The organism is Desulfuromusa ferrireducens (assembly GCF_055389805.1).
Genome location: NZ_AP042415.1, coordinates 1543963 through 1562620, shown reverse-complemented (window position 1 = coordinate 1562620; position 18658 = coordinate 1543963). Strand labels below are relative to the sequence as shown.

Annotated in this window: 17 protein-coding genes; 11 read left to right on the top strand and 6 right to left on the bottom strand. The window is 54.3% G+C overall.

The features are described from left to right. Positions 1-159 precede the first annotated feature (159 nt). From ACZ5PT_RS07115 to ACZ5PT_RS07100, 4 genes are read left to right on the top strand one after another with little or no spacing between them, the layout of a single operon-like run. Positions 160-2343, top strand: coding sequence for a type I secretion system permease/ATPase (locus ACZ5PT_RS07115; RefSeq protein WP_464266118.1), 2184 nt, complete (start codon positions 160-162; stop codon positions 2341-2343). A 19-nt stretch (positions 2344-2362) separates the two neighbouring features. After that, the gene (locus tag ACZ5PT_RS07110) at positions 2363-3742 is read left to right on the top strand and encodes an HlyD family type I secretion periplasmic adaptor subunit (RefSeq protein ID WP_464266117.1); all 1380 of its coding nucleotides are present in this window, start codon (positions 2363-2365) and stop codon (positions 3740-3742) included. Continuing rightward, on the top strand, positions 3742-4500 hold the full coding sequence (locus tag ACZ5PT_RS07105) for a transglutaminase-like cysteine peptidase (RefSeq protein WP_464266116.1): 759 nt from the start codon (positions 3742-3744) through the stop codon (positions 4498-4500). The genes ACZ5PT_RS07110 and ACZ5PT_RS07105 overlap by 1 nt, the downstream gene beginning before the upstream one ends. After that, the gene (locus ACZ5PT_RS07100; RefSeq protein ID WP_464266115.1) at positions 4490-6577 is read left to right on the top strand and encodes an HD-GYP domain-containing protein; all 2088 of its coding nucleotides are present in this window, start codon (positions 4490-4492) and stop codon (positions 6575-6577) included. Before ACZ5PT_RS07105 ends, ACZ5PT_RS07100 begins: the two co-directional genes overlap by 11 nt. 78 nt (positions 6578-6655) lie before the next feature. On the opposite strand, the gene ACZ5PT_RS07095 is transcribed toward ACZ5PT_RS07100, so the two are convergent. Then, the gene (locus tag ACZ5PT_RS07095) at positions 6656-6889 is read right to left on the bottom strand and encodes a GSU3473 family protein (RefSeq protein WP_464266114.1); all 234 of its coding nucleotides are present in this window, start codon (positions 6887-6889) and stop codon (positions 6656-6658) included. 391 nt (positions 6890-7280) lie between these two features. On the opposite strand from ACZ5PT_RS07095, the gene ACZ5PT_RS07090 reads away from it, so the two are divergent. Then, positions 7281-7736 carry a ferritin family protein gene (locus tag ACZ5PT_RS07090; protein ID WP_464266113.1) on the top strand — a complete coding sequence of 152 codons (456 nt, stop codon included), beginning with the start codon at positions 7281-7283 and terminating at the stop codon, positions 7734-7736. Between the two features lie 16 nt (positions 7737-7752). Here ACZ5PT_RS07090 and hypE read toward each other — a convergent pair whose 3' ends face one another. The 5 genes from hypE to hypA all read right to left on the bottom strand — a co-directional run bounded on the left by hypE (position 7753) and on the right by hypA (position 11347). Continuing rightward, positions 7753-8769, bottom strand: a complete 1017-nt coding sequence (gene hypE / locus ACZ5PT_RS07085) for a hydrogenase expression/formation protein HypE (RefSeq protein WP_464266112.1) — start codon at positions 8767-8769, stop codon at positions 7753-7755. A gap of 150 nt (positions 8770-8919) precedes the next feature. Next, a complete protein-coding gene (hypD, locus tag ACZ5PT_RS07080; RefSeq protein ID WP_464266111.1) occupies positions 8920-10011 on the bottom strand; it encodes a hydrogenase formation protein HypD in 1092 nt (363 codons plus the stop codon). Next, entirely contained in the window at positions 10008-10238 is a 231-nt protein-coding gene (locus tag ACZ5PT_RS07075; protein WP_464266110.1) for a HypC/HybG/HupF family hydrogenase formation chaperone, read from the bottom strand. Before ACZ5PT_RS07075 ends, hypD begins: the two co-directional genes overlap by 4 nt. Positions 10239-10247: 9 nt before the next feature. Then, the gene (gene hypB, locus ACZ5PT_RS07070; protein WP_464266109.1) at positions 10248-11003 is read right to left on the bottom strand and encodes a hydrogenase nickel incorporation protein HypB; all 756 of its coding nucleotides are present in this window, start codon (positions 11001-11003) and stop codon (positions 10248-10250) included. A 2-nt stretch (positions 11004-11005) separates the two neighbouring features. Beyond that, positions 11006-11347, bottom strand: coding sequence for a hydrogenase maturation nickel metallochaperone HypA (gene hypA / locus ACZ5PT_RS07065; protein WP_464266108.1), 342 nt, complete (start codon positions 11345-11347; stop codon positions 11006-11008). Positions 11348-11536: 189 nt separating this feature from the next. Here hypA and ACZ5PT_RS07060 point away from each other — a divergent pair, with 189 nt between their 5' ends. From ACZ5PT_RS07060 to nrfD, 6 genes are all read left to right on the top strand, one after another. Next, positions 11537-12913: a sigma-54-dependent transcriptional regulator gene (locus ACZ5PT_RS07060; RefSeq protein ID WP_464266107.1), complete on the top strand. Its 1377-nt coding sequence runs from the start codon at positions 11537-11539 to the stop codon at positions 12911-12913. 274 nt (positions 12914-13187) lie between these two features. Then, a complete protein-coding gene (locus tag ACZ5PT_RS07055; RefSeq protein WP_464266106.1) occupies positions 13188-14747 on the top strand; it encodes a nickel-dependent hydrogenase large subunit in 1560 nt (519 codons plus the stop codon). After that, positions 14747-15247, top strand: a complete 501-nt coding sequence (locus tag ACZ5PT_RS07050) for a hydrogenase maturation protease (RefSeq protein WP_464266105.1) — start codon at positions 14747-14749, stop codon at positions 15245-15247. The genes ACZ5PT_RS07055 and ACZ5PT_RS07050 overlap by 1 nt, the downstream gene beginning before the upstream one ends. A 10-nt stretch (positions 15248-15257) precedes the next feature. After that, a complete protein-coding gene (locus ACZ5PT_RS07045) occupies positions 15258-16343 on the top strand; it encodes a hydrogenase small subunit (protein ID WP_464266104.1) in 1086 nt (361 codons plus the stop codon). Between the two features lie 147 nt (positions 16344-16490). Next, on the top strand, positions 16491-17420 hold the full coding sequence (hybA, locus tag ACZ5PT_RS07040; protein WP_464266103.1) for a hydrogenase 2 operon protein HybA: 930 nt from the start codon (positions 16491-16493) through the stop codon (positions 17418-17420). After that, the gene (nrfD, locus tag ACZ5PT_RS07035; RefSeq protein WP_464266102.1) at positions 17410-18594 is read left to right on the top strand and encodes an NrfD/PsrC family molybdoenzyme membrane anchor subunit; all 1185 of its coding nucleotides are present in this window, start codon (positions 17410-17412) and stop codon (positions 18592-18594) included. Before hybA ends, nrfD begins: the two co-directional genes overlap by 11 nt. Positions 18595-18658 lie beyond the last annotated feature (64 nt).

Sequence of the window (18658 nt, the reverse complement as noted above, 5' to 3'; positions counted from 1 at the left end):
TCCAATCGGGTCAAAACCAAGGAATAGTAATTTAAAAATACACCCCTTTCGTTAAAAACGCTTAAACTTTTCAAATTTCAATGGTAAATTAGATTTTCTTTGGTGTTTAAGCGCTTTTGAAGGATGCTGATAGAAACCCCGTTACCTCGATGGACAACCATGAAAAATGCAGCGAGCCCACAGCCCCCGGCAAAAAAATCACCGAGCAACGCCAATTCAACCGCTGGCTCAATTGATTACACCCCGCCACTGATCAGTTGCTTGGCGCAAATTTGCAAACTTCTGGGCAAACCGATTTCAGTAGAAGCACTGATCGCGGGCATTCCACAAGACGCTACGCTCAATCTCAAGGCCAGCATCCGCTCGGCAGAGGCAGCCGGGCTGTCGGCCAAAACCGTTTATCGACCAAAAATCAAAAACATCAGCAAACTCACCCTGCCTTGCATCCTGTTACTTGAAGACGATAACGCCTGCATCCTCACCGAAATTGCCGAGGATACGGCCACCGTTATCTTCCCCGAAGCCAATTTTGTCGAAAAAACTGTGCCGCTTGAAGAGTTGCAGCAGAGCTATCGCGACTATGCCGTCTTCACTCAATTACGTGGTCAGCTCGATGGGCGCGCCAGCTCTGTTCGGCTACATGACACAAAAGAGTGGTTCTGGGGAACTATTTTTAAATTCTGGCCGATTTACAAACATGTCATCATGGCGACCCTGACCGTCAACATTCTCGCCATAGCCAGCCCGCTATTCGTGATGAACGTCTACGACCGGGTGGTGCCCAATAACGCCATCGATACGCTCTGGGTTCTCGCCAGCGGTGTTTTTATTGCCTATTTTTTCGATTTTATCCTCCGCAACCTACGCGGATATTTTGTCGATACCGCCGGTAAAAACGCCGATATCATCATCACCGGCAAACTGATGCAGCACCTCATGGCGATCCGCCTCGACCAGAAACCGGACTCAACCGGCTCCTTGGCCAATAACCTGCGTGAGTTTGAATCGCTGCGTGAATTCTTTAGCTCAACAACCTTGCTGGCTCTGGTCGACCTGCCTTTTATCGCTATATTCATCGGCATTATTGCCTATATCGGCGGGCCACTGGCCTGGATACCGACTATTGCCGTTCCGATCGTCATTCTAATCGGGATCTTCATCCAGATCCCCTTTAAACGTTACATCGAAAGCAACTACCGCGAATCAACGCAAAAAAATGCCCTAATGTATGAAATAATCGGCGGCCTAGAGGCGATCAAAACCAGCCTGGCAGCCGGATCCATGCAAAAACGCTGGGAACAGATCGTCGCCATGAGCGCACGCTCGGCAGTCCAGATCCGCTCCCTGTCAACCTTTTCTATGAGCATCTCACAACTTGCAGCACAACTGGTCAGTGCAGGCATTATTATCTGGGGAGTCTACTTAATTACCGCTGGCGAACTGACCATGGGCGGGTTGATCGCCTGTAATATTCTGGTTGGCCGCGCCATGTCACCGCTGGCTACTGTGGCCGCCATGCTGACGCGGCTACAGCAATCCCGCGTCGCGCTAAAAACCCTTGATCTGCTCATGCAGATCCCAAGCGAACGACCGCACGATCAGATTTTTGTGCAGCACGAAAATCTACCCAACAGTATCAGCTTTGAGAATGTCAATTTTCAGTACCCACAATCGGACATCATGTCCTTAAAAGCGCTGAATATCACCATTCAACCGGGGGAAAAGGTCGCCATTATCGGCCGCATCGGCAGCGGCAAAAGTACCCTTGGCAGGCTGGCTCTCGGTCTTTATGAGCCACAACAAGGAGCCGTCAAGGTCGGTGGAGTCGATATCCGCCAGATGGACATTGCCGATTTGCGCCGCACCATCGGTTATGCCGCACAAGACGGCTGCCTGTTTTACGGCAGCATTCGCGAAAACATCGCCCTCGGCAATCCTTACGCCGATGACCGGGCCATTCTGCAAGCGGCCCACGCCGCAGGCGCGCTAGAGTTTATCAAAAGCCATCCGGCCGGCTTTGGTCGCCAAGTCGGTGAGGGCGGTAAAAATCTATCCGGCGGACAGCGACAAGTCGTCACCATCGCCCGGACCCTGCTGCAACAACCGGACATTCTGGTCCTCGACGAGCCGACCAACTCAATGGATAACACGACGGAAAATATTTTCCGCCAGCGCCTAGCGGAGGTGACCAAAGAACAGACCTTGTTGCTGATCACCCATCGCAGCAGCATGCTGACGCTGGTCGACCGATTGATCGTCCTGGATGCCGGCAACGTCATCGCCGATGGCCCCAAAGAGGCGGTCCTCGAAGCGCTGCAAAACAAAGAAATCCGCACCACTTAAATTGGGCCCGAGAATATTTATGAAATCCTTTATCGATAAAATCATCAATCTGTTCATTCCGTCTCACCGCGCGCGACAGGCCGGAATCGAGAAAAACGACCTCGATTTTATGGATGCACGCGATGCGTCCATTTACCAGACCGGGCACAATTTCGCCTACGTCCTGTCAGTAACCATCTTTCTGTTGCTGATCACTTTTTTGTACTGGGCCAGTCAGGCCGAGGTTGATGAAGTGACTCGCGGCATGGGCCAGGTCATCCCATCTCAGCGGGTACAGGTGATTCAGAATCTCGAAGGGGGGATTCTCGAAGAAATTCTCGTTGGTGAAAACCAGATTGTGCAAAAAGGCGACATCCTACTACGGATTAATAACTCCCAGGCGGCCAGCCAATACCGCGATGCCCGCAATCAAGCGCTTGAGCATGAGGCGGCACTGGCTCGGTTGACGGCCGAAGCCAACAGCACGAAACTGAAATTTGAGCAAAGTTTTACCGGCAGCCCACAGCTGAAGCAAGATCAACTGAACATCTTTAATTCCCGCCAGAACCAGCTGAACAGTGAATTGCGCATGATGCAGGCACAGTTGAGCCAGCGGCAGCAGGAAATCGCCGAAATGAAAGGCCGACAAAGACAACTGCGGAAAAGCCTGGTGGTGGCCAATAAACAGCTCAACATCGCCAAACCTCTCTGGGAACAGCAGCTCTACCCGGAAGTCGATTATTTAAAACTTGAGCGGGAGATCATCACCCTGCAAGGGGATATTGAAGCCCTGCAACTCGGGCAGCCACGAGTACAGCAAGCGGCCGAAGAAGCCAAACAGCGCATCGCCCAACGCAAGGCGGAATTCCGCTCTCAAGCGCTGGATGAACTGAGCCGCCGCCGCGTTGAACTTAAATCGATGCAAGAAACAATCTCCGCCGGCAAGGATCGAGTCACCCGCACCGATGTTCGCTCTCCGGTGCGCGGCACCACCAAACAGATCAATATCAATACCATCGGCGGTGTCATCAGACCGGGCGAAGCGATCATGGAGGTCGTCCCGCTGGACGATACCTTATTGATCGAAGCCCGTATCCGCCCCGCGGACATCGCCTTTTTACACCCTGGCCAAGCAGCCATGATAAAAATCAGCGCTTACGATTTTTCTATTTACGGTGGCATGCAAGGGGTCGTCGAACAGATCAGCGCCGACACCATCCAGGGGGAACACGAGGATGAAAGCTTCTACAAGGTCAAACTGCGCACCAAAACCAACGCCCTGACCTACCGAGGAGCAAAATTACCGATTATGCCTGGGATGACAGCCGGAATTGATATTCTGACCGGACAAAAAACGGTCCTCGACTATCTCCTGAAGCCGATCCTCAAAGCAAAACAGAATGCTCTCAGGGAGCGTTGATGGGCAACCGCCTCCAACAGAGGTATCAAGGGTACCTAGCGAAATACGGTCTGGCCTGTCTGGTCCTTTTCGGCCTATTTTGTACGGACCTCTATGCCGCGCAGCAGCAAAGTGCCGACAAGTTCCCGATACCTGCCAAGTCGGTCGAACTGTTCGACAGCATGCAATTTCGTGGCTCATTGAAAGCTTTCCAGGCCTGGAAGCAACTGGTCGTCATTGCGCAGCAACAGATGACAGCCTACGCATCCTGCTCAACCGACCCGGGCAGTTGCAACGCGGCGGCGCGCAGTTGGCAGCAGATGCTGACCACTGCGCAAAAGCTGGCTCCTTTCGAGCAACTGAAGTGGGTCAATCTATTTTTTAACCGCTGGCCCTATCGACTCGATCTGGAGACGTATGGGCTCAGCGATTACTGGGCATCGCCAAACGAATTCATGCGTTCTTCGGGCGACTGTGAAGATTACGCTATCAGCAAATACTTTGCCTTACGACAGCTGGGCTACCCGGCCATGGCGTTACGTATCGTAGTGGTAAAGGATAACATTCGGAATTTGGGCCATGCGGTGTTAGCCGTCTATCAGGACGAACAATTCTACGTCATGGATAATATGTCCGATCTGGTTTTGCCACAGCACAACTATAAACACTACCAGCCACAGTACTCGGTTAACGAACTGTACCGCTGGGCACATATTCGAAAATTTAAAAAGTTTTCCATAAATTCTTCAACCTTAAAGGGGCCTGAAAATGCAAAATAACGGGGCTGACAACCTATTCAACCAAGCAGTGCAAATCGACACGACGGAGCCGCTGAAACAGAAAAAACGCCTGTTCAGACTGAGCTGCTGGGTTCTGCTGTTGGTGGTTTCCGTGGCAGTCTTTCTTATTTATTGGGGACTGGATAACAAACAGAAGGCCCTCGAACACGCCCTGGAGAAACGGCTGGAGGTGCTGGCCAAAGGGCGCGTCGATGTCATTTCAGTCTGGCTGGAAGGTCTTTCCGCCCAGGGAAACCGGATTATTCATTCGGACCTGTTCCGACTCTATGCCTCCGAAGTCGACTTGATTGAAGAAGATATTTCCCTGCTGCTGACCACCCCACTGGGCACTGAACCTGCCGCCAATACAGAATATCAACAGCTGGCCGAACAGCTGCCGATGATGCAGAATCTGTTACGCGAATTCACCCAATATTCCGGCTTTTTATCCGGGCGCATCATCAACCGCTCCGGCCTCTCTTATATCGCCACCGATGCCGGGACAAGACCACTAAACAAAGATCAAGCCCTGCTGACCCAACAAGCGCTACGGGAAAATCGCATTATTTACTCTCCTGCCAAAGCGACCGGCAATGGATTGATCCTGCATATTTATCTGCCGATCCCGGCGCTGCAAATGTCAGACGAGACCACGCGCCCGGTTGCGGTTCTGCAGCTGAGCAAGAATATTTCCGGGAAAGTTAACGAAATCCTCTCCACCTCGCCGCTGATTGGTAAGGGCGAACAGACCCGCCTGCTGCAGAGTCAACAAGCGGAATATACCGAACTGGTTCCTTGGCTGCCGGGAGAAATCTTCCCGCTCAAATATGAGCTGGGGGTTAACGATAACCAGAATTTGCCCTTTGCCAAGCGAGCTGCGGCCAGAGAACAAGGTGATGTCTACTCTCTGGCACTCAAGGTTCCCGAGCTTAACTGGTGGGTGATGCAGCAGGCAGATCCAACCATCGCCATGACCCCTCTGGCCGATTATCGGCGCGTAACCATCAGCCTGGTGAGCCTCGGCAGCCTGCTGTTCCTGGTGCTATTGGGAGCACTCTGGTGGCGTTTGCTCGGGGTGGAAACACAAAAAACGGCCGATGATTTCAAACGCCTGGCACTGCAGTCCGAAGAACAGCGGCAGTTGCTCGACAGCATCAATGGAAACTTGTCTGAATATATCGGCCTAAAAGACAACAATGGCCAGTATCGTTACGTCAATCCGGCGTTTGCCGAAGCGGTCGGGCGATCGCAAAAAGAATTGATCGGACTGGACGATGCGGCGATTTTCGGTTTCGACACGGCAAAGCGGTTGGAACACTCCGATCAACAGGTGATCGCGAACCGCCAACAGGTCATCGGCGATGAAGTGATCTACCTGCAATCCAAACGACACGATCTGCAAATCGCCAAAGTTCCTTTTATCGATGCAGAAGGAAACCTGACCGGAATCATAGCCACATTTCGTGACGTAACGGAATTGCTCGAAAATCAGCGCCGCTCAGAGCGAGCCACCCGGCAAACAATTGAGGCGCTGGCGAAAACTGTCGAACTGAACGACCCCTATCTGGCAGGGCATTCACGGTTGATGAGCAGCCTTGCTGTTGCAACAGCAAACGCCCTCAACTGCCCCCCACAGGTTGCGGCAACGGTTGAAACCGCATCCTTTTTGTCGCAGATCGGAAAAATGTTTGTTGCTCAGGATTTACTACAAAAACCGGGCACCTTGACCGATGCGGAAAAACAAGCGGTTGAGAAACATGTCGAATTTTCGGCAAACGTTTTACACGACATTGAATTCGACCTGCCAATTTTCGACAGTATTCTGCAGATGAATGAATTCCTCGATGGCAGCGGCTATCCGAACGGATTACAGGGAGAACAAATCTCCCTGCCGGCACGAATCATGGCGGTCACCAATAGCTTTTGCGCTATGGTCAAACCACGCTCCTACCGGCCAGCACGACCACTTGACGACATTTTTGCCATTCTCGAGTCAGCGACAGACAAATATGATGCGGAAGTCATCCAAGCATTACGCAAAGTTGCCGGCTCCGCAGCAGGGAAAAAGTTACTTTAAAACCTACACCTCAAAACAAAAAGAGCGGATGCAGGCATGCCTGCATCCGCTCTTTTTATCGATTCTATTCAAACTAAACTATTTCTGCTCTTTAGCCTCACGCGGCCAGGGAGCACGCCTTTCTGGACCGACATAGCCATCCCCATTACGGTAGTCCCGTAACTTGGCTCCGCGGCGAATCACTTCCACCCAACCGTCACTGCGCTTAAAGCGTTGGATTTTCCCTGTTGCAACCAAAACGTCAAGAACATCGTTACTGACCGTACTGACCGTTCCATCAAGATAGACAACGCTGACCAAAGAAATTTTCACAGCCCCCCCCTGGAAGTTTTTATTAGTAGGTCTGTAAAGACTACACGACCTCATTCTGTTTTTCCACATCTATGCCTACATAAGTGTTGGATGACCTTAGGATCAGTAAACACCCACAGGTCGCGTTACTTTACAAAAACAGTATTTATTTATTTTCCGTAGTCGACAGGTTTAGTTCTTGACTTATAAGGTTGACTTGATAGAATGGCAAACAAAGAACAGGTGATTCGTCACCTGGGAGCCCGGTGGTACCCCCCCTCCATCACCGGGCTCTCTTTATTTTTACGCCCTCTCTCAACCAAACACCCACGACCTTGCAGCAAACTGCCACCTCAGATAGAATACAGCAACTCTACGTATACAAAACTCCTACAAAGACGGTGGACCTGCCATGAAGAAACACCTCAACATCGGCATCAAGACAGAAGAAACTGTCGGCAAAATTTACCGCAACATGACCAAGTCCCCTCGCTTGAGCACGGTTGTCCGGGAAACACTCCTGGAACTGGCAGCGGACGAAGACGACCACGCCAATCAGCTCCGCTTCGCCTTGCGCTTCCCTGAAGGATCAGTTGTTACAAGCATTGAAGACATGCTGCAGCAGTCGCAAAACCTGCTACAGCAGGCGGAACATATCCTGGAGAAAACCCTGTTGATCGAGGTCGATGACCAACAAGCCATCAGTATCGGTGTCGAACTGGAAAAGAATTTTAGTCAGATTCATATCGCCAATTCATACGACTTCAAGGAAAACAACCTTAAGGAGATGTTTGCCGCTATGGCCAAGGAAGACGAACGCCACTGCCAACGCTTACTTGATCTGCAGAAAAAGATCTGTCAGCCGTAAAACGCGCTGCAAAAAACTAACAAATTCTCGGCAGCTGCTCGCCGGCCAACATCTCAATCGCCCGCATGCCACCGATCGCCGTCTGCATCATCACCCGACCAGCGGAGCTCTGCGTAACTTCACCAATGATCGCCGCTCCGGCGCCCTCCGGTAACTGCCGCAGCAATTGCAAAGCCGCTTCGGCTTTTTCAGCGGCAACAATAACCAACAGCTTGCCTTCGTTGGCGACAAAGAGGGGATCAAGTCCGAGAATCGCACAAGCGCCGGCGACCGCTTGATTAACCGGCAAATCCGCCTCCAGCAGACAAATGTCGACCTGCGACTGCAGGGCAATCTCTTTCAAGGTTGTCGCCACCCCACCACGGGTCGGATCACGCAACACGTGCACAGCGTCACCAAGCTCGCTCAACAATGAGGCCACCAGACCATTCAAAGCCATGCTGTCAGTCTCGATATCGCTCTGCAGATCAAGACCTTCGCGACTGGCCAGCACCGCCATGCCGTGGTCACCAATACTGCCATTGATGAGAACTTTGTCGCCCGGCCGGGCAGCACTGCCAACAATCGTTAACTCGTGATCAAAAACGCCGATCCCCGATGTGTTGATGAAGATTTTATCCCCTTTGCCACGTGGCACCACCTTGGTATCGCCAGTGACGATCTTCACATCCGCTTTATCAGCCGCAGCCTTCATCGCTTCCAGCACTTCACGCAACTCACTTAGAGGCAAGCCCTCTTCGAGAATCAAACCGACACTCAGGGCCAAGGGCCGCGCACCGCTCATCGCCAGGTCATTGACCGTGCCGTTAATCGCCAGATCGCCGATATTACCGCCGGGAAAAATAATCGGATCGACCACATAGGAATCGGTGGTAAAAGCCAACCGGCTGCTGTCGATCCCCTCAAGGATCGCCGCATCGTTCTGATCGCTTTGCGCAACCTGTGAGAGGATCGGGATGATCAGTTCGTCGAGCAGTTGATGACTGAGCTTACCGCCACTACCGTGGCCAAGCAGAATGACATCGTTTTTCAAAACAGACTCCTGAATTTCAGCAGGACCTAGCATCGCCAGAGGCTGCTCAAAATGCTCCAGATGCTAGGCGCCTGAAGGCAGAGAAGTGAGGCGTAGCGAAAGCTACGTCGCAGCGCCGAAGCCAAAGGCAACAACGCAGATGGGGTATTTTCAGCAGCCGTATTTATACTCCGCCGCACAGGTTCCTTCGCTGCTCACCATACAAGCCCCGATCGGATACTCCGGCGTACAGGCCTTCCGAAACAACGGGCACTGCTTCGGCGTCACTTTGCCCTTGAGAATCTCGCCACAGAGGCATCCTTTATGCTCAATAGGCTCTTCGACCTCAACCGGCAACTGCTGCTCGGCATCAAATTCAGCATAAGCGGCAGAAATTTTCAACCCGCTGTCCGGAATGTCGCCGATGCCCCGCCAAGTCGCATCACAGGGCTCGAACACCTCTGCAAGCAGCGCTTGCGCCTTGCTGTTGCCTTGCGGCTTAACGATCCGCTGGTACTCGTTTTCCACCTCGGCACGGCCGGCAACAACCTGCTGGGCCAACAGCTGAATGCCGCGCAACATATCGAGCGGTTCGAAACCGGTCACCACGCAGGGAACCTTAAACTGATCGACCAATGGCTGGTAGGCATCCGCACCGATCACCGCACTGACGTGGGCCGGACAGATGTAGCCATCGACCTGCAACTCCGGATCGCTGGCCAGGGCAGCCATCGGTGTCGGCATGGTTTTATGTGCCGAGAGGACAAAGTAGTTTTTCAGGCCACGCTTTTTCGCTTCGACCATCGAACCGGCGATGGTCGGTGCCGTGGTCTCAAAACCAACCCCGAGAAAGATGATTTTTTTCTCGGGATTTTTCTCCGCCAGCGTCACGGCATCCAACGGTGAATAGACGATCTTGATCTGTGCCCCGCTCGCCTGCTCGTGCAACAGACTGCTGCTGGAACCGGGAACGCGGACCATATCGCCGAAGGTGGCGATGATGACATCGTCCTGCCGGGCATAGGCGACGGCGCGGTCGACATAGCCGATCGGCGTAACACAAACCGGACAACCGGGCCCGGAGATCAGTCGAATCTGCGGCGGCAACAAACTGCGGATACCATGCTGATAGATCGACATGGTATGGGTACCGCAGACCTCCATCAAGGTGATGGTGCCGGGATAATCGGCGACCTCTTTGGCGATGGCGGTCAGTAAGCCCTTGGCCAGTTGCGGATCACGGAACTCACTGGCGTACTTCATTCCGGCAAAATCCCGGCGGCCAGTACTTCGCGGAATATCTCAATAGTCTTTTCGGCCTCCTCCGGATCGATTTTTTCAATCGCAAAGCCGGCGTGCAGCAGGACATAATCACCAATCACCACATCGTCAAGCATCATCAAGCTGCCCTCACGACGCACACCGTCAACTTCACAGATCGCCGTGCCCTCTTCAATTGCAACAACCTTCATCGGGACCGCTAAACACATATCATCACCTCAAAGCGATTTCTTCGCTGCCAGTTTATTCCGTAACCAGGCGTACCACTGATCGAGGCCGTCACGATTGTAACAGGACAGCTCGATAATCTCGATCTCCGGGTTGACCCGCAGGGCATACTCGCGGCATTTTTCCAGATCGAAACGCAGGTGCGGCAGCAAATCCAGCTTATTGATCAACATCAGGCTGCTGGCGCGAAACATCTGCGGGTATTTAAGCGGCTTGTCCTCGCCTTCAGTGATCGAAAGAACCGCCACCTTGGCGTCTTCACCCAGATCAAAGGAAGCCGGGCAAACCAGATTGCCAACATTCTCGATCATCAGCACATCGGTCTTCTCCAGATCGAAATGCTCGACGCCGTGACCAACCATATGCGCGTCAAGATGGCAACCGGCACCGGTATTGATTTGATGCGCCGGCACACCGGTCGCGGCGATGCGGTCGGCATCGTTACTGGTCTGCTGATCGCCTTCGAGGACAGCGAAACCGAGCTCCCCCTGCAGATCCTTCAGGGTCGTTTCGAGGATGGTGGTTTTGCCGCTACCGGGAGAACTGACCAGATTCAGCACCAACAATCCCTGCTGCTGAAAGCGGGCGCGGTTATTGTTCGCCAGCCGGTTATTCTTCGACAGCAAGTCCTCTTCGATAGTGATCTTTTTCCCCCTACCATGTTCATGCTCATCTTGATGGTCATGTTGATGGTCATGATCGTGGTGATGATGATCTACCGGTCCGCAGCCGCAATCGATACACATGGTCAGTCGATCTCCATTTCTTTAACGCGCAATTCTTCACCAGAGAGCAGTTCGCTGGCGGCACTATCACACTCGGGACAACAGGCGAGAAATTCTTCGAGCGGGAATTCACAGGCACAGTCCCGGCAACGGGCGCGCGCCGGAATCTTTTCGATCAGCAGTTGTGCGCCTTCCAGCAAAGTGCCGCTGCTACAGGCCTCGAAACAGAATTCGAGCGCTTCCGGCACGACTCCGGCAAGGCTGCCGACTTCCACCGTAACCGAAAGGATCTTGACCGCCTGCTGTTTAATGGCGGTCTGCTCGGCGATCTCGACAATACTCTGCGTGATTCCCAGTTCGTGCAAAAAAATTCCCTTTACAGAAACAACAAAAAATGTCTTTTTAAAAAAAGCGAGCGAGACAAAATGTTACATTTTTTCGCTAAATGCTCACTATAGGCAAATTCACTAAAAAAGCAAGTCACCCCCCAGCGGTATACGGTATCCCCTTCGCGATATACGGTAACCGCCCTATCAAGGCGATACGGTACAGCTATGCACAGCGGAAAAATCTATATCTGCGATGCGGAACAAAACTCCCGCCAGCTTCTGGAAAAAAACCTTAAGCTTCAGGGCCACCAGATCGTCAGCTATACCCAGGGGAACAGCCTCTTGCAGGTACTGGAGGAACAGGACGAGGTCGCCCCCGATCTGATTCTTATCGATATGCACCTGCCGGACATTTCCGGACCCGACCTGTTGCGGCGGATCAAGCGCTTGCGGCCGCAGCAACCGGTGGTCACCATGAATGCCTTCGGCACGGTTCGCGGTGCCGTCGAAGCGATGAAGCAGGGGGCCTACGATTATCTGCTCAAACCATTTACGCCGAGCGAACTGAACACCCTGATCGACAAACTGATTGAGCATAACCGGCTGGTCTCGGAAAACCGCTCCTTAAAAGCGGAGATCCGCCGCCGCTTCGATCCCGAGCAGGTGGTTTTTAAGAGCCCCTCCTTCGGCCAAGTCTTCAAACTGGCGCAAAAGGTCGCTCCTTCGGAAGCCAACATCCTGATCATGGGCGAAAGCGGCACCGGCAAAGAGATTATCGCTTCAACCATCCACTACAGCAGCAGGCGCAGTGAGCAGCGTTTTCTCACCATCAACTGTGCCGCCTTGACCGACACCCTGTTGGAAAGCCAGCTGTTCGGCTACGTCAAAGGCGCCTTCACCGGTGCCGTCGGCAGTCAGCGCGGCTTGATCGAGGAGGCCGAGCAGGGCACTCTATTTCTGGACGAAATTGGCGATATCAGCCCGGGGCTGCAAGCCAAACTGCTGCGCGTGCTGCAGGAGAGAGAGTTTATTCCGGTCGGATCGACCAAAGTACGCCACGCCAATGTTCGCTTTATTGCCGCCACCAACAAGGACCTAGAGGAAGAAGTCAAAGCCGGACGCTTCCGTGAAGATCTCTACTACCGCCTCAATGTGGTCATTCTTCAGGTTCCACCGTTGCGTGAACGCCCCGAAGACATCGAGCCCCTGGCCAGGCTGTTCGTCGAGAAATTCGCCGGACGCGACAAACTGCTACTGACCTCCGACGCCATAAACCTGCTGCAGAGCTACAGCTGGCCGGGCAACGTCCGTGAGCTGGAAAACATTATCGAGATGGCCGTCATCCTCGCCGATGAAGGCGAGATAGATATCGCCCAGCTACCTGCTAAACTGACTGCCGACCAAGTCACGCCGATGGCCATGCCCGAGGCGGGGATGCCGCTGGAAGAAGTAGAAAAGCTCTATATTGAGCAGATCTACCACGAAACCGGCTATCACAAATTACGCACCTCGCAGATACTTAATATTGCCCGCCGCACCCTCGACCGCAAACTGCAGCAGTACAATATCAACAAGGACAATCTCCTCGACGAGACAAAATGACGCACCCTGTTTACTTTTGTCCGTATACACTTTGACCAACCAGACCCTTCCTGCCGTATACCTCTAATTGTTTCGCTGCTTTAGCACTCCCTAGACACTTTTGGGCACAGTACTTGCGTATCCGCTCCCCCTGGTGTGTTCTGTGGTCCCAAGAGACCCTTCACGCACTTCGCAGTGCCACCTGCTATTCGGTTGCTCGGTCTATGCATTACCCGGCGCCCGATAATTTCTAAAAGGGTCCCACCAGGGCCGCAAAAAAGGAGAGAAGTGAACCATGGCAAAAATCGTCATTGATCCAATCTCGCGCGTCGAAGGCCACATGAAGGTCGAAGCCGTCGTTGAGAACGGAGTCGTCAAAGAAGCAAAAAGTTCCGGCATGATGTACCGGGGCCTGGAGAACATCCTCATCGGTCGCGACCCACGCGACGCAGCCCGTATCGTGCAGCGCATCTGCGGCGTCTGTCCGACCTCTCACGGGCTGGCTGCCGCATTCGCCCTCGATGAAGCCTACGGCGTCAACGGTGCCATCACCGACAATGGCCGAATTCTGCGCAACCTGATTCAGGGTGCCAACTTCGTTCAATCACACATCCTGCATTTCTACCAGTTGGCCGCGCTCGATTATGTCGACGTGGCTGCCTGTGCCGATTATACCGGCGGTGATCCCGACCTGACCAAGGTCAAAAAGTTCATCGGTCGTGGCCATCTTGGTCCTTTTGTGCCGCGCTACGAAGGCGACTACCGCCTGACTAAAGAAGAAAACATCGCGGCGACCGGTCACTACGTCAAGGCCCTCAACATGCGCCGCCTGGCCCATGAAGCGGTTTCGGTGTTCGGCGGAAAAATGCCGCACAACATGTCGATCGTTGCCGGTGGTGTTACTGCTGCGCCGACTATCGATAAGATCGCCGGTTTCATCTGGCGCATGGAGCAGTTGATCGACTTCATCGACGCCTACTATCTGCCGGACGTCATGATGGTGGCAAATCGCTACAGCGACTACTTCGGTATCGGTGCCGGCTGCAAGCAGTTCATGTCCTTCGGCTGTTTCGATCTCGACAGCGATCCCGATCTGACCAAGCGCCAGCGCTGGCTGCCACAGGGAATCGTCACCTCCGACCTGAAACTGCGCCGCCTCGATCCGAACAAGATCACCGAAGAAGTGCAAAGCAGCTACTTTGCCGACCACGGCGCCCAGCACCCCTACGACGGAAACACCATCCCCGAGCGCGACAAAGCCGGCGCTTACAGCTGGATCAAGTCGCCACGTTACGACGGTGAAGTCCTCGAAGTCGGCCCGCTGGCACGGATGCTGGCCAGCTATGTCTCCGGCGATAAAGCCGTGCAAGGCTTGGTCAACGGTGTGCTCGGCAAGTTCAATGCCGGTCCGGAAGCGCTGTTCTCGGTGCTCGGCCGTCACGCCGCCCGCGCTATCGAAACCAAACTGGTCGCCGAAAAGCTCAAAGAGTGGGCGCTGCAACTGCAGCCGGGCCAGCCGACCTTCACCGACTTCAACCTCGACGTCAACAGCCGCGGCATGGGCTTGCACGAAGCTCCGCGCGGTGCCCTGGGGCACTGGATCGTCGTCGAAGGCGGCAAGACCAAGAACTACCAGGCCGTGGTCCCGACCACCTGGAACGCTGGTCCGATGGACGCCAAGGGTCAGCCCGGTCCAATCGAGCAGTCACTGATCGGCACCAAGGTCAAAGATGCCAACAACCCCTTTGAACTGGTCCGCATCGTCCGCTCTTACGATCCCTGCCTGTCCTGCGCGGTGCACGTCGTCACCCCCAAAGGTGAAGACCTCGGCCGCTTCGTCGTCGGAGCGCAGTAATGGAAGCCGCAGCCCAGTATCGCGAACCCTACGCTCCGCTGCTGGTGATGGCGGTCGGCAACATCCTGCGTATGGATGACGGCTTCGCCGATGCCGTTCTCGGTCGTTTGGCGAAACTCGATCTGCCGGAGGATGTCGAGCTGTTCGACGCCGGGACCAGCGCCATCGACCTGATGGAAGTATTTAATGGGCGCGAAAAGATGATCGTTCTCGATGCGGTTCGCGGTGGCCAGGAAGCAGGCACCCTCTACCGTTTCAGCCCGCAAGAGGTTGAAGATGGGGCGCTGCCGATGAACTCACTGCATCAGGTCGGCCTGCTGGAAACCCTCAAGCTGGGGGAACTGGTCGACTGCAAGCCGAAAGAGACCGTCGTCATCGGCTGCCAGCCGCTGGAAACCGGTCTCGGCATCGGCCTCAGCGAGCCGGTCAAGGCGCAGATCGAGCGGGCCAGCGAATTGGTGCTGCAGGAAATCAACAGTTATTTAAATTCAAATATTTAGGAGATATACAATGGCTCTTTCACGACGTTCTTTTCTGAAAACGTCCGCAGCAGGGACCGCCGCGCTCGGCGTCAGCCTACTTGACAACCCGACCCTGCGCAGCGCTTTCGCTGCTGCCGTCCAGGAAACCCCGGTGGTCTGGCTGGCGTCCGGCTGCTGTAGCGGTTGCTCGGTGTCACTGCTGAACAGTTTGGCACCACGGATTCAGGATGTGCTGCTCGATCAGGTATTGCCTGGCCATCACATCTCGCTCAACTTCCACCCGACCATCATGGCCGCCAGTGGCGACCTGGCGATGCAGGCAATGTACGACACCGAAGAGAAGCCGTTCATTCTGGTCGTTGAAGGTTCGGTGATGCTGGCCGACGACGGCATCATGTGCGAAATCGGTGAGAAAAACGGTCACGGCATCCACGGCAAAGAGCACATCAAGCGGATGGGCAGCAAAGCCAAGGCGGTTCTCGCCGTCGGCTCTTGTGCCTCTTACGGTGGCGTCAACAAGGCCAACATGAACCCGAGCGGCTCGGTCGGCGTCAAAGAATTCTTCGCCCAAGAAGGCATCACCACCCCGACCATCAACCTCCCGGGCTGCGCCATCCACCCCGACTGGTTCGTCGGCACCCTGGCAGCGCTGCTGCTGCACGGCCCGGAAGCGATCAAGCTCGATAAAATCGGCCGCCCGGAAATGCACTATAAAAAACTGATTCACGACAACTGTCCGCTGCGCGGCCTGTTTGACAAGGGCGAGTTCGCCGAGAAGTTCGGCGATGCCGGCTGTCTCTACAAGCTCGGCTGTAAAGGACCGATGGCCCACGCCAACTGCCCGGAAAAGAAATTCAACTCCGGCACCAACTGGTGCATCGAAAACGGCCATCCCTGTAACGGCTGTACCGAACCGGAATACCCCTTTGAGGGCAGCATGTGGGACACCGTGCCGCTGAGCACAGCCACGCCGCCAGCGACCTATCCTCCCATCATGACCGACAACAAGAAGTCGATCGATGTCACGCCCGGCTACGCCGCACTGGCTGGTCTGGCCGCCGGCGCTGTTGGCGCCAAAGTGATGGGAAAGAAGAGCGATTCTGATAGTGAATAATGTTCGTAGGCTAAGCAAAAAACGCCAAATGCAAGGCGCGCGATTTTTGAGCAATGAGGCGTACCCAGGTACGTCGAAGCAGCTCAGAAATTGTAGTAACGCCGCAGTTGGTGAGTTTTTGCGACGCCCCGGAATAGGGAGTAGACAATGGAACTCGATCGCAGAAAATTTTTAAAGATCGGCGCAGTCGCCGGGGGGACCGCTGCCTGCAGCGTTGCTTCTCCGGCCATGGCGCGCGACCAGCGGGAGCCGGATCCGAACTGGTACGGCATGCTCAACGACAGCACCCGCTGTATCGGCTGTAAAGCCTGTCAGGTGGCCTGCAAAACAGAAAACAAGCTGCCAACCGAAAGTACCCTGGGCGATGAAAAAGCCTTCGGCACGCCGCTCTACGATTCGCCGCGCGAACTGTCGGAGCACACCTACACCCTGATCAAAATGCATCAGGATGAAGCCAGCAAAGAGAGCACTTTCGTCAAGCAGCAGTGCATGCACTGTGTTGATCCAGCCTGTCAATCGGCCTGTATCGTTGGTGCGCTGAAAAAACAGCCGAACGGCTCGGTGGAATACGATGCCGGTCTGTGCATGGGCTGCCGCTATTGCATGGTTGCCTGCCCATACAGCATTCCGCAGTTTGAATGGTTCAAAGCGATTCCGTCGATCAAAAAATGCACCCTGTGCAGCGAAACTCGTTTGCAGAAAGGCCAGCCGACCGCCTGTTCAAGCGCCTGTCCGGCCGATGCTATCACCTTCGGTAAGCGCGAAGAGCTGCTGAAAATCGCTCGCAAGCGGCTTGAAGATGAGCCAGAGCGTTACCTCAATCATATCTACGGAGAAAAGGAAGTCGGCGGCACCAACGTCTTCTACCTGACCAAGCCGAAGGTAGCTTTTGCCAGCCTCGGTTTGGGTGATTTTGAATACAAGGCGGTTTCCGGGCTGACCGAAAGCATCCAGCACCGGATCTTCCAGTATTTTATTCCGCCAATCGCCGTTTACAGTATCCTCGGCGGCATCATGGCTTACAATCAGCGGCGTAAAAAAGAAGCCGGCAAATTAGGAGGTGACGATGAGTATTAAAGCGGCGCCGCTGCATCACAAATTTATCACCCCCAACTTCTGGTTTCTGATCTTCTTGATGGTCAGCGGGGCGGGATTCGCTTATTTCCGTTTTTTCGAAGGCTTTGGCTCGGTCACCAACATGAGCAAGGCCTACCCCTTCGGCCTGTGGATCGCTTTTGACGTCGCTTGCGGGGTTGCCCTGGCGGCCGGTGGTTTTACTACCGCGGCAATCGTCGAGATTTTCGGTCGCGAGAAGTATCATGCACTGGTGCGACCAGCAATCCTGACCGCCTTCATCGGTTACTTTCTGGTCGGCCTGGCGGTCTTTTTTGACCTCGGCAAGTACTACAACATCTGGCACGCGCTGGTTTATTGGAACGGCACCTCAGTGCTGTTCGAGGTGGCCTGGTGCGTCATGCTCTACCTGACCGTGCTCGGCATCGAAAACCTGCCGAACATCATCGAGCAGTTCAAGGGCAATGTTAGGCTGCCCGGTGCCCTGTCGTCACTGAACAAGCCGACCGACTGGGCCCTTGGCAAAGCCGACTGGTTCTGCCGCAAAACCATGGCCTTTTTCGTCATCGCCGGTGTGGTGCTCTCCTTTGGTCACCAATCATCGCTCGGCACCATGATGTTGATCGCCCCCTACAAGCTGCACACCCTCTGGTACACGCCGCTGTCACCGCTGCTGTTTTTGACTTCGGCAGTTTCCGTCGGTATCCCGATGGTCATCTTTGAGGGCACATTGGCAACCAAGTTCTTCGGCCGCAAACCGGAGACCGAACTTCTGGGCAGCTTTTCAAAATACATCCCACTGCTGCTCGGTACCTACCTGCTGCTGCGGATTGGTGATCTCGCTTACCGTGGCGTATTGGCCCAGGCCTTCGACGGCAGCGTCGCCGGCAATTCCTTCCTGCTCGAATTCGCGCTGTTCGCCATCCCGTACTTCATGTTTAAACAGCAGTCGGTGCGCAAGAGTGGCAGCAAGTTGTTCCTCTGCTCGTTGTCGGTGATCTGCGCTGTGGTGCTGAATCGTTTCAACGTCTTTTTGATCGGTGTTGATATGGGAGAAAACTGGAACTACTTTCCGTCGGTTGGCGAGTTCGCCGTGACCTTCGCCTTTTTGGCCCTCGGCGTGATGATGTACAAGATCGGTGTTAACTATCTGCCGATTATGGAAAAAGAGCACTAGCACGAAACGACATCTGTGCAGCGTAATAAAAAGCGGGCCCCCGTTGATCGGGAGCCCGCTTTTT

What these genes read in the sequence shown, in the direction of transcription:
- nrfD (WP_464266102.1), top strand. Translation starts at nt 17,410, where the DNA reads ATGAGTATTAAAGCGGCGCCGCTGCATCACAAATTTATCACCCCCAAC.
- ACZ5PT_RS07060 (WP_464266107.1), top strand. Translation starts at nt 11,537, where the DNA reads ATGCACAGCGGAAAAATCTATATCTGCGATGCGGAACAAAACTCCCGC.
- ACZ5PT_RS07045 (WP_464266104.1), top strand. Translation starts at nt 15,258, where the DNA reads ATGGCTCTTTCACGACGTTCTTTTCTGAAAACGTCCGCAGCAGGGACC.
- hybA (WP_464266103.1), top strand. Translation starts at nt 16,491, where the DNA reads ATGGAACTCGATCGCAGAAAATTTTTAAAGATCGGCGCAGTCGCCGGG.
- ACZ5PT_RS07050 (WP_464266105.1), top strand. Translation starts at nt 14,747, where the DNA reads ATGGAAGCCGCAGCCCAGTATCGCGAACCCTACGCTCCGCTGCTGGTG.
- ACZ5PT_RS07115 (WP_464266118.1), top strand. Translation starts at nt 160, where the DNA reads ATGAAAAATGCAGCGAGCCCACAGCCCCCGGCAAAAAAATCACCGAGC.
- ACZ5PT_RS07055 (WP_464266106.1), top strand. Translation starts at nt 13,188, where the DNA reads ATGGCAAAAATCGTCATTGATCCAATCTCGCGCGTCGAAGGCCACATG.
- ACZ5PT_RS07090 (WP_464266113.1), top strand. Translation starts at nt 7,281, where the DNA reads ATGAAGAAACACCTCAACATCGGCATCAAGACAGAAGAAACTGTCGGC.
- ACZ5PT_RS07100 (WP_464266115.1), top strand. Translation starts at nt 4,490, where the DNA reads ATGCAAAATAACGGGGCTGACAACCTATTCAACCAAGCAGTGCAAATC.
- hypB (WP_464266109.1), bottom strand. Translation starts at nt 11,003, where the DNA reads ATGTGTATCGATTGCGGCTGCGGACCGGTAGATCATCATCACCACGAT.
- ACZ5PT_RS07075 (WP_464266110.1), bottom strand. Translation starts at nt 10,238, where the DNA reads ATGTGTTTAGCGGTCCCGATGAAGGTTGTTGCAATTGAAGAGGGCACG.
- ACZ5PT_RS07110 (WP_464266117.1), top strand. Translation starts at nt 2,363, where the DNA reads ATGAAATCCTTTATCGATAAAATCATCAATCTGTTCATTCCGTCTCAC.
- hypD (WP_464266111.1), bottom strand. Translation starts at nt 10,011, where the DNA reads ATGAAGTACGCCAGTGAGTTCCGTGATCCGCAACTGGCCAAGGGCTTA.
- ACZ5PT_RS07105 (WP_464266116.1), top strand. Translation starts at nt 3,742, where the DNA reads ATGGGCAACCGCCTCCAACAGAGGTATCAAGGGTACCTAGCGAAATAC.